Raw genomic sequence first — 12,716 nt, 5'->3', positions numbered from 1 at the left:
GCCGAATTAGCCGTTCACCGTGTCCGTGTCAGGTCGGAGAGGAGGGCAGGTATGAGGCGTTCCTCCATGACCGCTCGCCCGGCCGCGCCCATCCTGTCGGCAAGAGCCGGATCCCACAGACTGACCGCCGGGCTGCCGGTGAGCGGAGTGGATTCACCCAACTCCAGCCCGGCGGAGTAGTCGGCCGCCCCCATCCGCCACGGGGTCGCGCCGTGCCGCAGCCGGGCGGAGGCGAGGATGCGCAGCCCGGTCCAGTCGAAGTCGGCGCGCCAGCGCGGCCGGGGGCAACCCGCGAGCAGCTTGTGGCACGCCGCCGAGGGAATCCCCTCGGTGCAGACCAGAGCGGCCGACGCCATGCCGAGTTCGGCGGCGGCGGCGCGCAGGACCGCGGGGTTCTCGCAGACGAAGATCTCCTCGACATCAGGCACGATCTCGTACTCCATCTGCTGCTGGAGGGTGAGCCGGAACGGGATGCCGTGCGCGGCGGCGTCGTCGAGCCAGCGCGACACAACGGTGCCGCCGCGGGTCCTGAGATTCAACACGAGCACCTGACTGGCCAGGTCGTCGAGGATCACCCCGGCCGACTCCCACAGCTCGCGCGGCGCGCGCTCATGGTCGCGCCCGCTTCGCTCCTCGTTGGCTCCTTCGTCGCTCTCTCGTCGCGAGCTCCTGCGCTCCGGCTCCCCGGGCGTGCGCAGGGCGAGCGCGCGCAGCACCAGAGTGGCCAGCGGGCTGCCGCGGCCGAGTGCCTTGGTGTCTCCCGTGGCGGCCTCGGCCAGCACCGGCAGCGGGACGAAGGACGCGGGAAGCAGGTCGAGCACGGCGCACGCCTGGCGGATCAGGTGGCCGTCGCCGCGCCGGATCAGGCGGGTGAGGGTGCCGTCGGCGCTCATCGCGGCCAGCCAGCCGGAGAACCAGGGAGTCCCCGCATGCCGTGAGGAGGCGGCCAGCAGGTCCTCCCTGGCCGCCTCCTCGGAGGCGCGTTCCGCCGCTCTGTCCCTGATCCGGCCGCCCAGCGCCTGGAGCAGTCCGCCGGGGATCGCGGCGTCGAGCTCGGCCAGCGACACGGTGAGCCGTTTGACGCCTTCCGGGCGGTAGATCCCGGTGATACCGATGATGGCGCGCCGCTCGTCGTCGGTGGGCGCGTTCAGCCCGATGGAGCCTTCCAGCACTCCTCCGGTGCGTTCCATACGACGGCGGGCGGCCGCCAGGAGGCGGCCGGGGAGATCAGCCAACGGGCACCCGCCGCACTCCGGGGGAGCCGAGCGAGACGGTCAGCTCACCGGCGTCGTCGGCCAGCAGCTCGGCGCCGTCCCACACCAGCAGCAGAGCGCTGACCGTATGTTCGACGGGGGAGTGGGCCAGGTCGTAGTGGGCCGCGGCGGGTACGGCCGCGTGCGTGGCCCACAGGTCGTAGCCCGTCATGAACAGGTCGAGATCGAACTGGGCGGCCAGGCCCATCAACTCGCTGCGACCGGTGTCGTCCACCCCGGCGAACGCCTCGTCCAGCGCGAGCAGCCGGGGAGCGTCGGGCCTGGCCGAGTTGAGCATGGCGTGGGCGGCGGCGAACAGGGGCAGGTGCAGTGAGACCGACTGCTCGCCTCCGGACAGGCGGCTGTGCTTGGCGCGGGTGAGCCGCTCTTCCGCGCCGCCGGGCCGTACGAGCTGGAAGGTGAACTGCCGCCAGCGGCGGTAGTCGAGAACCTTGGTGAGCAACTCGCGGTAGGGCAGCTCGCGCTCGCGCGCCCTGGCGTTCTTGATCTGGGTGGCGAAGTGGGCGCGCATCCGGCTCAGCTCGTCGGGACCGAGCCTGGCCGCGTCGGTGTCGAGCAGCCCGCAGACCGCCCGCTGCTCCTCCTCCAGGTTGTCGGCGAGCTGCCAGCTCACCCCGACCGTGGTGCCGGAGGACATCCTGCGCGAACGCATCTCGGTGTTCATCCGCCTGATCAGGTCTCGGGCATCGACCGTGCGGTCGTGAATCTGCTGAGCCAGACGGGTGAGCAGCGCGTCCTCCAGAATGCGTTGCTCGGACTCGCTGAGCAACTGCTGCTGGTCGCGGCGGGCCTCGGTCATCTTCGCGGCGAAGGCGCCCACCGGCAGCAGGCCGTCCTCGTCGGCGACCCTGACCACGATCACCCCGTCGGCTCCGTCCCACTCCGGGCGGTAGTCCTGTCCGGCGGCGGTGAGCTGCGCCTGCAGGTCGTCCAGAGCCTTGGTCAGGCGGGTGGTCGACTGCTTGAGCGAGATCTCCGTCGGTGTCATGTCGCGCGTCACGGACAGGATCGCCTCGTGCACGGCGCGCACGGCGTCGGGGAGCTGTTCTCCTCCCCGAGGCTGCACCCCGCCACCCCCGTGCTCGCCCAGCCAGTCGGCCTCCTGCGCGGGCCAGGTCAGGCCCGGCGGGCACTTGAGCACGTCGAGCAGCTCACGCTGGGCGAAGGGTGCGAGCCCTCTGGCCGTCTGGCGTTCTTCACCCACCGCCACCTGCAGGGACTCCTGTGCCGCCGTCAGCCGGGCGCGGGCCGTGGCGGTCTCGGTGAGCGCCGTCCGCTCGGCGTTCCTGGCCGACTCGACCGCCCTGGACGCGGCGACGATGCCGCCTTCCGCCGTCTCGATCTCGGCCAGCACCTGGCTCGCCTCCGCGCCCATGGTCTGCTGGAGGACTTCAAGCTTGGCGGCCTCCTCGGTGTGCCGCAGGCGCGCCGTCACCGCGCTCTGCTCAGCGGCCGCCTCGTCGTCGGCCGCCGACTCCAGCCGCTCGGTGGCATCCCCAACGGCCTGACGCTGCCGCGCCTCCTCGCGCCACCGACCGGACAGCGCGGCCGCCGTGCTTTCGAAGCGCCGCAGGGCCTGCGCCACCTCCTCGACCTGCTCGGGGTCGAGCGCGTGTTCGGCTCCGGTCCTGCGCAGGGCCCGCTCGGTCGCGCCGCACGCGGCCACGGCCGCGTCGTAGCCGCTCTGCGCCTCGTCTGCGCTGTCCCTGGTGGCTCGCAGGCGACCGGCCGCACCCTGGTGCTTGTGCAAGGCGGCCGCGATCGGCCCGGTCCTGGGCAGCGCGGCGCGCGCCGCGTCGATGGTTTCCAGCGCCGACTCCGCGCCTGCCCGCTGCCGGTCAAGACCGGCGATGGAGGCGCCCAGCTCAGCCAGCTTGGCATCACATTCCGCAAGACGTACGGCACGGCGGCGCGCCCGGGCGGTGGCTCCGACATACTCGGCGTGCTCCTTGTGATGGGCGCCGACCTGGACACCCTGCGCGAACCGCCCGTCGGGAGTGATCGCCGGACTCTGCCCGCCGAGCGAGACGGAACGCAGGATCGCGGTGATCCGCTCAGGGGAGACCGGCGTGCCCTCCTCGGGAACCAGCAACTCGGCAAGGCTGGGCGTGACCGGGTCGCCGGGCTCCAGGTAGCCCTCGGAATCCCCGGCCGCCACGCTCACGGGCGCCGGCGTCACCCACGCGTCGAGCAGGTTGGCCGCCTCCAGCGCCGCCTCGACCGCCGCCGCCTGCTCGGGCGGCACCTGATCGGCGAACCTGACCAGACGCCACAGCGGTGCACCTGCCCTGGCCTCGCGCGGAGCCGTACGAGCCGCGAAGGGCGGCGGCGCGTCATCGTGCTCCGCCGCGATCCGCGCCCGCTCGGCGCCCACCCGGGCACGCTCGGCCTCAGCCGCGGACCGCTCCGCACGCAGCCGCGCGAGGGTGTCACGCAGATCCTGCGCGGCAGCCGCCGTCAGCCCCGCGAACACCGTGTCGAGGCCGGGCGCATCCGGCTCACCCACCTGCTCAAGCGCCGCCTCCAGGGGTGCGACGTCGAAGCGGTGGTGCTCGGCCCAGGAGACGAGCTGCTCCCTGGCGTGATCGCGCGCCTCGGCCACCGCCTGCGCCGCCTCGGCCTCGGCGGCCTCCGCCCTGGCGAGCGCGGTCATGGCCTGATCGAGCGCCACCTTGGCCAGGTCGCGTGCCTGCTCGGCCTTCTGCACCGTGGCGAGCGCCTCGCGGACTGCCCGCAGATCGCCTGTCCTGGCGGCCACCCTGCCGCCCACCCGATCGGCGAAGCCGCCGTGCTCGGCGTCGCCGGGGCTCCAGGCGATCCCGGCGGCGGCTGCCTCGGCCGCCAGGCCGGCCGAGGTGCGGGAGACCGCCGCCGCCAGCTCGGTCAGCTCGCGCTGGGCCGAGGACAGCTGGACGCGGGCCTTCTGCGTGGTGGCGGCCCGGCGTTCCAGCTCGGTGACGGCGGTGGCGGCCGTCTCCGCGCAGGTCCTGACCAGCCGCTCGAGGTCGGCGAGCTGCTCGACGGCCTGGTAGGCGGCGCTGCTCTTGAGCTGTTCCAGCCGGGCGCGCAGGCCGGCCAGCGCCTCATCGGCCGCCACCATGGCCGCCCCGGCCTCCGCCTGCTCCCGCTCGGCCGCGGTCAGCGCGCGCGTGGCGGTCTCGAGCGCTCCCCGGTGAGTCGCGACGTCGTCGCGGCGGCGGGTCAGCGCGTCGGCCGCCCAGCGCGAGTGCGTGCGCAGGTAGGTGGTGTAGCTGGACAGGAACGCCTGCGTCGCCTCGTCGGCGGCGACCAACCCCTCCAGGGTCCGCGCCACGCTCTCCATGTCGTCGAACGAGCGGGACGCCTCGGCGATCAGTTCGTCGTCGATGGGACGCAACCCGTCGGTGAGGGTGTCGGACAGCTTGCCCGGGTCGAGGTTCTTGGCCAGTTGCGGGCGGCGCAGCGTAAGGATCAGCGTGATCAGCTGCTCGTAGCGCTCTCTGCCCAGGCCGAACAGCCGCTGATCGATCGCGTGCCGGTAGTCGGTCGGTGAGGCGGTGAGCGCGTGCTCGCCCAGCTCCTCGACGAGCTGCTTCCTGGTCATCGGCCGGTCGTCGGGTGTGAGCAGCGAGAAGTCCTCGCCAACGCGGCCCTCGGCGACGAAGTGCCAGCGCACCGGGGCGTCGCGGTGGCGCTGGGCGTGCAGGCCGATGCCCACGGTGACGGCCTGGCCGGTGTCGCGGTGGCGCAGCTCGAGCCAGACGTAGCCGAGCGCGGTGTCCTGCCCGCGGAAGAGCAGGTTGGACTTCATCGTCCGGTCCTCCGAGGCGAACGGGTTGAGCCGTTTGGGGTCGATCCGCCCGTCGAGCACGAACGGGAAGAGCACCTCCAGCGCCTTGGTCTTGCCCGAGCCGTTGGGACCGCGCAGGATCAGCCAGCCGTTCGCGAAGGTGAACTCCTCATCCCGGTAGTCCCACAGGTTGATGATCCCGGCCCGGGTGGGGACGTAGCGCGTCATGGTGTTTCCTTGGCGGGTCGTGTCTTGATCTCGGCGGTCGTGGCCCGGTAGCGAGCCAGCAAGGGGAGCGCGAGCACGCCGCCCTCGACGCGGGCGACGAGCCCGAGCGCCGACAGCAGGCGTAGAGCCTCACGCAGCAGCCGGTCGGGGTCGCCGCGCCAGGCGACGGCGAAGGCGGAGCCATAGGTGCTCATGAGCTCCCTCATCGCGCCCTTCAGCCACGCGTCGGTGAGGAACGGGTAGAGCGCGCTCTCGGCGGGCTCGGGCTCGGGCTCGGTGCCGGGCTCCTCTACGGTGAGCTCGGCCACCACGCCTCGGAGTGGCAGACCCGCGTCGATCCTCGCGGCACCGGCCTGGGTGCGCTCGGCCGCGGTCGGCGCGGGCATCGTCGGCAGTTTTCCCTTCGCGACCTGCGCGGCGATGCGTGTGGACAGGAGCAGCGCGGCCTGGGAGGGGGTCCCGCCGCTGGGGAAGCGGATGTCGGACAGGCGGCCCGAGGTGTCGATCAGGGCCAAGCCCTCCGCGCGGCGCTCCACCGCCTGCCCGGTCAGCCGCTCGAGGTCCTCGGCCAGGCCGGGATGGCGCAGTTGGCCGCGCAGCGACTCGCTCACGTCGGCGTAGTAGACGACAGGGCGCTCGAGCACCAGCCGCCTGGCTCTGCGTGCGGCGGCCTCGCGGACGCGGTGCACGCCCTGCACGAGGCCGCGATCGGTCTCCAGCAGCCCGGTCACCGAGCCCAGATGCTGCAGCACCCGGCTCGGCCGGTAGATCGCGAAGACGATCTCACGGTCGATGTCGTAGAGCGCCTCGGCCCTGTCGGGACTGCTGGCCCAGTCGGCGGCGGAGCCGTCGGCCAGCGCCAGCGCGCCGCGCTCGGTCAGCCAGGTCACCGCGTCGACGAAGGCGTCTCTGTCGGGTTTGCGCTCGGTGTCGAGGCCCAGGCCGTCGATCCTGGTCGCGTCGGCGGCGACGGCCTCGGCCAGCTCGCTGAGCGCGATCTGGGTGCCTGATCGGCCCAGAGCCGCCAGCGTGAGCACCAGGTAGGCGTATCTGCGCCGGTCGAAGGGCCGGTCGGTCCTGGTCACGGCCGGACGGGTGAGATCGAGGTCGTCCTGCACCCGCAGTAGCCGCGCGGTGTTGGCCGTGGTCACCAGGCGGTAGCCGAGCAACTCGTGCAGGTCGGGGCGCAGCTGGGCGGCCCACCGGCGGACCAGCGGCAGCGCCGCCCTGTTCGGATGGACCTCGGTGATCAGCGGATGGGCCAGCAGCAGCCGGACCGCCCGCTGGTAGTCGGCCAGCTCGAGCGGGCTCACGTGCTCAGCGACACTCACCTCGACACCTCCAGCCGCATGCCGTTCAGGTGCAGGCGCCCGCGTACGGTCCGCACGGTGGTGGAGCCGTCGCAGGGGTGCAGCGTCAGCCGTACGCCATGGGCGGAGCCGCCCGCGGTGACCCGGCTGCTGGTCGCAACCCGGGCGCTGAGTGCATGATCGAGCAGGCCCAGCAGGGTGACGGTCTCGGGCTCGTCGAGCACCCGCTCGTAGACGCCGTCTCCGGCCAGTGAGGCGGCCGCGTCGCGCCGCTGCCTGGCCAGCTTGAGCTGCTCGGCGCGCAGCCACTGCCGCTGGGCGTCGTTGCGCTCGATCCTGGCGGTGGCCCCGGACATGCGTGGCTCCCTGCCCGCCTCGACCAGCCCTCTGGCCAGGCGCACAGGCTCCGCGTCCCACCAGGACCGCCGCGCCGGGATCAGCTCGGGATCCTCGTGCGTGACCGACAGGTGCCGCGGGCCGCCCAGATCGAAGACGGCCTGGAACAGGCCGTGCGCCGCGTCGTCGTCGGGGCACGAGGTGAACCACTGCGCCAGGTGCCGCAGCTGGCTCTCCCTGCTCACTCCGCCTCTGCGAGCCTCGGTCACCCGGCGCAGCAGCGCGAGCACGTTGGCGATCGCGGTGACGGTCGCGCTCTGCAGCCGCTCGGCCTCGCTGTGCGCGCCGTCGCCGAACCAGTGGGTCAGGCCGGCCCAGCGCTGCCGCCAGTCGTCCTCCCGCTCGCCGGGCGCGCGGAAGAGCCGGTCGTCGGCCGCGGCCGCGTGCGCGATCAGCCGGTCCACTCCGGTATCCGCCACCTCATGAACGGCTCGCGCCAGGCGGGGCGTGAACCTGGCCAGCTCGGCGGTGAACTCGCGCATATGGGTGAGCAACGAGTCCTTGTGCGACAGGAACACCTCGGGCCTGGTGTCGTTCGTGCGGGCCAGGTCGCCCAGCATCAGGTAGAAGCGGGCGGCCCGCTGCGCCATGTCGCCGAGGACCTGGTCCAGGCGGCTGAGCTTGCGGTAGACCTCGTCGCCGTCGCCGCTCCTGTTGGCCTCGGCCAGTGCCTCCAGGTCGGCCAGGATGTCGGGGAAGATCAGCCTGGACAGCTGGGCGTCCTCCAGTCTGGCCCCGAGCACCTCCTCCACCGCGCGATAAGCGCGATAGCCCGCCTGGGTGAACTGGTAGATGTAGTGCCTGTTACGGTATTCGGCCAGGTTGGCCGCCCTGGTGCCGTCGTAGCTGCGGTCAAGCAGCTGCCAGTCGTTCAGCGAGTCGAGCAGCGACTGCACATCGCCCACCTCTGGGGCGCCGAGCTCGTCAAGCAGATCGCGCACGCCGGAGGCGTGCAGCAGCACCTGGTAGTTGGCCCGCCCGCGGTCGAAGGCACGCAGCACCCACAGGTATTCCAGGCGCTTCTCCGCCGCGGCGAAGTGGAACAGCCGCATCCGGTCATCGAGCGTGAACGCGTCGATCCCGAACGCGCCAGGTGCGTCTTCGAGGTTCACAGATCTCATCCGGCTCTCAGAGGTTCTCGAGTCTCATCCAGCATGGCGTACACGACCGACAACTCCGCACACCGCTTCAGCGAGACACGGCGCTCAGGTCGCGCAGTGCGCCCAGGACGTGCAGGGCCGCGCCGCGGCTCAGCTCGTCGTGGTGGCGTTCGTTGCGACGCGTACGCAGGCAGCCGTAGCAGGAGGTCTCGGCGCCGCAGTCGCACGAGGCGACCCGCCGCAGCGCCGCCTCGACGACCACATTGAGCGCGCCGGCCACGCGCAGCGCCGCGCCGGCCCCGCCGGGCACCGTGTCGAAGACGACCAGCCCGATGCGCCCGTCGGAGCCGGGGTTGACCGCACCGTCGAGGTCGTTCCTGCTGATCTCCATCCCGTCGGCCGCCCCTTCGAGCAGGGCGTACAGGCAGGAACGCCAGTGGGCGGCGGAGACCAGCCCCGGTCGCGGACTCGGCGGCATTGAGCTCAGCGCGTCGAAGCGCAGCTCGGCCAGATCGGTCTCGAAGCTGTGAGCCAGGGATCGCCAGCGCAGCGGACCCGTGCACTCGCCCTGACGCAGCGGGTTGACGTGCGACTTGGCCGCCTTGCCCCGGTTCGGCGTGCCCCAGCCGCACCAGTCGCAGATCAGGAAGCCGCTTCCGGCCGGTCCTTCCGACAGCATGACCAGCCGTCCGCGCGACCCCGACCGGCACCACACCGACGCCCCGCTGGTCGAGCTCCACCGGCTCTCGGCCAACTCCTCGCCGAGGGAGACGATGTGAGTGGAGCCGTGCCAGGCGCTCCTCGGCGGCGCCTTCCCCGGTTTCGCGGTCCGGTGATCGGCGACGAAGCCGAACTCGGGCACGTAGTACTGGCGCGGAGCGCCCTCGCCAACGCTGCCGCACGCCGGGCAGGCCGTCTCCAGCGTCTCGTCGCCCTCGCGGTAGTGCTGGCAGGTACGGCAGACCGCGTAGGTGCGGCTGATCAGCTCCCGCCCCGGCAGCCGGTAGACTCCTGCGGAGCGCCAGAGCACGCCGCCCGCCACCACCTCGGAACCCGGGGCGTACTCGTAGATCGCTGTGGACAGGTCCCTGCTCAGCTCCAGCCTGGCGCCCACCTGGCTGTCGCAGTGCGCGGTACGCAGCTCGACGCTATCGACGGGAAAGCCGTATTTGGGCAGCACGTTCCTGTTGGCGAGGTAGCCGATCAGGGATCGGCGGGTCAGCGTGTTGACCGTTCGCTCGTAGCGGGCGGCCAGATCACTGCGGCGCTTGTCGAAGGCTTCCCTCCTGCGTTCCTCGAAGGCATCGATGTCCGCCGCGAGCTCCAGCCGTACCTGCTCGAGCAGGTCTGCGAGGTCGCGCACCCACGCGCCCGAGCCGACCCCGATCTGCGCCTGCACCGGCGCGGGCAGCACCCGGCGCAGCGAGCGGAGCACCCCGTCGGGCACCGGCGTGAGAAAGTCCTTGACCTGCGCGCTCGCGCCGGACAGGAAGAAGTCACCCGCCGTCTTCCACACCACGCCCGAGGTCTCCTTGGCGTGCCTGAAGAAGGCGGCCAGCGCCACGGAGTGCGCGTGCCGCCGGTCGATACGCTCGTTGCCGAGCGGCACGTACGGCGCGCGCACCCGCCCGGCGATCATCGCCTCCGGCTCCTGGTAGCGGGACAGATCGTGCGAGCGCCGCTGGGCGTAGGTCAGCACCAGCGCCGCCGAGTCGGTGCGCCGCCCTGCTCGCCCGGCCCGCTGGATGTAGTTGGCGGTGGCCGGCGGCATGTTGCGCAGCATGACCGCCTGCAGCTCGCCCACGTCGACGCCCAGCTCGAAGGTGGTCGAGCAGGACAGCACGTTGACTTCGCCGCGCAGGAACCGCTGCTGGATGTCGGCGGCCTCCAGTCCGGTCCACTGGGCGGTGTGCTCCCTGGCCAGCAGCGGTACCGGTGCCATGGACCGATACAGCACCCGATGGTGATCGTCGAGATCGGGTTCCGCCGGCGCCAGAGTGCCCGCGCAGCCGAGCGTCGGACAGACCCCGCGCACGGTGGCGGCGCTGATCCTGCGGCACAGGCCACACTGGTGGATCGCCCCGGCCGCCGATAGCTTCAGCCAGGTGTGATCGAGCTGGAAGACCTGGCCGAGCCTGGGCAGAGCCGCCGAGCTCAGCCAGCCGTCGCGCAGTGAGGTGAGCAGCCTCCAGCATCCGTCGAGGATCTCCCGCGCGTCCACCTCGGACCCGAGCGCGGCGAGCACCCTGCGCAGGTAGTCGAGCCGGCGGTTGACACCTCGCGTCGGCAGCCAGCTGAGCACCTTGAGTCTGGCCTCGGCGCCGTCGCCGCGCACGTAGATCGGACCACGGCGGGGATCGAACAGCTCATCGCGCGGATCGACCTCCTCCGGCATGGTCAGTGCGCCCTGCCGGCGCAGCGAGCGGGCCAGCTCGCCCAGCAGTGACCAGCATTCCTCCGGGCTCAGCCCCAGCTCCAGCAGGGGTGCGGGCAGCCGCCAGCCCGGCTCCCTGTCGAGCTCGACCCGCAGCAGCCCGAGCCCCTCCAGTGACTGGCGTTCGTCGATGGCCACCAGTTCGCGCATCACCCACAGGGCCACCGTGCGCCGCCGCTGCTGGCGCGAGGCGCGGCGCTCGAACACGCCCGCGTCCCCGGCCGCCCCGACCACCTCGTCCACCAGGTCGTCGACGGTGGCGTCGTCGTCGCGGCGTACGGCGCGGCCCAGACCGTCGAGGATCAGCTTGCGCTGCTGGATCTGGGCATAACTCGACTCCAGGTAGGGAGCGAAGTAGGCGGCGGCCTGACGGCTGTCGCTGAAGGTCAGCAGCTTGCGCCCGCCGCCCGGCCGGTCCTCCTGCTCCGGCATGGGCGGCAGCGCCTGGTAGAGCGTGGTGGCCAGGACCGCGGCCGCGGCCTCGTTACCGCTCTCGAACAGGCGGATCATCCCGGCGCCGCGCGCCCCGCAGGCCAGGCAGCCGCTGGGCGAGCTGGCCTTCGTCTTCAGCCGGCGTACCGGACGCAGCGCGCCACCGGCGCAGCAGGGGCTCTGCGCGGTCGCGTGGAGGGCGCCGCACCTACCGCACAGAAAGGCGTCCTGCGCCTCGGTCTCCGGCCCTTCCTCCAGGGTCTCGTCGTCCTCGTCGGCCAGCTCGGGTGTGTCGCCGAGCAGCAGCCAGACCCTGGTCTCCATCCCGCTCACCCTGGGGGTGAACCGCCGGCCGGCCGGCTCGACCGCGCCCATCAGGTAGACCGCGCCGCAGCGCTTGCACGAGCCGAACTCGAAGACGGCACTGGAGCAGGTGGGACAGCTCTCATGACGGCCGAGCGCGACGTGCGGGCCGGTCAGGCAGGTGAAGGCGCCCTCGGTGGCCCGGGCGAACAGGTGATAGCGAGCCGACAGCACCGGACTGCCCGCGCCGTCGGTGATCCGCGCGCCCACCGCCACCAGCGCGGCCAGCGCCTCGTCCGGCTCCTCCTGCCCTTCGAAGATCAGCCGGGCCAGTTCGGCGACGGGCTTCGGTCCGGCCGCGAGGCTGCCGCGAAGGGTGGCCATCGCGTGTTCGCGGGCGAGAGCCGCGCCCGCGTGCGACATCCCGGATCGGCGGACCAGCTCGGCCGCCGGATCCTCGCTCACGGCCAGCTTGCGGTAGTCGGCTGCGGTGAGCGGCCCCCAGAACGGCCCGGACGGCATCTCCACCCGGGTGGCGGTCACCAGGTCGGCATCGTCGAACGGCGCGTCGAACAGCCGCGCGGCGAAGTCCAGAACGGCCGAGCCCTCGTCACCGACCGTGGCGCTGGTCGCGATGGCCTGCAGCCTGCGCCCGGGCGCCACCCGGTCACGCAACCGGCGCAGCAGCATCCCGAGCTCCTCGGCCCTGGCGCCGTCGTACACATGCGCCTCGTCCAGCACCACGAACCGCCACCGCACGGCGTGCTCGAAGAGCTCCAGGTCGTCGGGGCGGAGCAGCAGGTACTCCAGCATCGCGTAGTTGGTGAGCAGCAGATGCGGGGGAGCGGCCCGCATCTCCTCACGGCTGAGCAACTCGTTGGGCAGCCGGGGACGGCCGGGGTTGAGCTCCTCGAACAGAGCGGCACCCTGCTGGGCCCGCTCAGGGGTGTCGCCCGTGTAGCGGCCGAAAGTGATCTGCGGCGCGGCGGCGAGCAGCTCCCGCAGCCGTTTGAGCTGGTCGTTGGCGAGCGCGTTCATCGGGTAGAGCATCAGCGCCCGCACCCCGGGCGGCGGGTCGCCCTCGGCGGTCAGCGCGGACAGGATCGGCAGCAGGAAGCTCTCCGTCTTGCCCGAGCCGGTGCCGGTTGCCACCACCAGGTTCCGGCCCGTCGCCGCCTTGCGCAGCGCCTGCTCCTGATGCAGATAGAGCGGCCGGTCCAGCGGGAGCGACCTGCTGCCGAGTGTGGCGAAGGCGGGATCGAGCACCCGCTGGCCGATCAGCTCGCGCAAGGTCGCGCCCGTCCGGTAGGGCGGGGTGGCCTCGAGCAGGGGCCCTTTGGTCAGCAGCGGACTGGCCTCGATCTGCTCCGCGAGCGCCTCGGCGATCGCAGGCTCGCGCACGGGCAGCAGCGAGCGCAGGTAGCGCCGGTAGGTGCCGACGATGAGCGCGCTGGTTTCGAGGGGGTCCAT

At 72.4% G+C, this 12,716-nt stretch carries 5 protein-coding genes; all 5 read right to left on the bottom strand.

Annotation, left to right across the window (positions count from 1 at the left end; genetic code table 11):
- Nucleotides 1–14 precede the first annotated feature (14 nt).
- On the bottom strand, nt 15–1,235 hold the full coding sequence (locus tag C4V41_RS58790) for a TIGR02679 family protein (RefSeq protein WP_200825012.1): 1,221 nt from the start codon (nt 1,233–1,235) through the stop codon (nt 15–17).
- Entirely contained in the window at nt 1,228–5,271 is a 4,044-nt protein-coding gene (locus C4V41_RS58785) for a TIGR02680 family protein (RefSeq protein ID WP_103964740.1), read from the bottom strand. The genes C4V41_RS58790 and C4V41_RS58785 overlap by 8 nt, the downstream gene beginning before the upstream one ends.
- Complete coding sequence (locus tag C4V41_RS58780; RefSeq protein ID WP_103964739.1) at nt 5,268–6,602, bottom strand: TIGR02678 family protein; 1,335 nt, start codon at nt 6,600–6,602, stop codon at nt 5,268–5,270. The genes C4V41_RS58785 and C4V41_RS58780 overlap by 4 nt, the downstream gene beginning before the upstream one ends.
- On the bottom strand, nt 6,599–8,089 hold the full coding sequence (locus C4V41_RS58775) for a TIGR02677 family protein (RefSeq protein ID WP_200825011.1): 1,491 nt from the start codon (nt 8,087–8,089) through the stop codon (nt 6,599–6,601). The genes C4V41_RS58780 and C4V41_RS58775 overlap by 4 nt, the downstream gene beginning before the upstream one ends.
- Before the next feature lie 76 nt (nt 8,090–8,165).
- Nucleotides 8,166–12,716 (bottom strand): DEAD/DEAH box helicase, encoded by a 4,551-nt coding sequence (locus tag C4V41_RS58770; protein WP_103964738.1) that lies wholly within the window; start codon nt 12,714–12,716, stop codon nt 8,166–8,168.

It is taken from the genome of Nonomuraea solani, assembly GCF_900108335.1.
In the GTDB taxonomy this organism is placed as follows: domain Bacteria; phylum Actinomycetota; class Actinomycetes; order Streptosporangiales; family Streptosporangiaceae; genus Nonomuraea; species Nonomuraea solani.
Note: the sequence above shows the minus strand (reverse complement) of the source record. Positions and strands in the feature narration are given on the sequence as shown.

What these genes read in the sequence shown, in the direction of transcription:
- C4V41_RS58785 (WP_103964740.1), bottom strand. Translation starts at nt 5,271, where the DNA reads ATGACGCGCTACGTCCCCACCCGGGCCGGGATCATCAACCTGTGGGAC.
- C4V41_RS58770 (WP_103964738.1), bottom strand. Translation starts at nt 12,716, where the DNA reads ATGGACCCCCTCGAAACCAGCGCGCTCATCGTCGGCACCTACCGGCGC.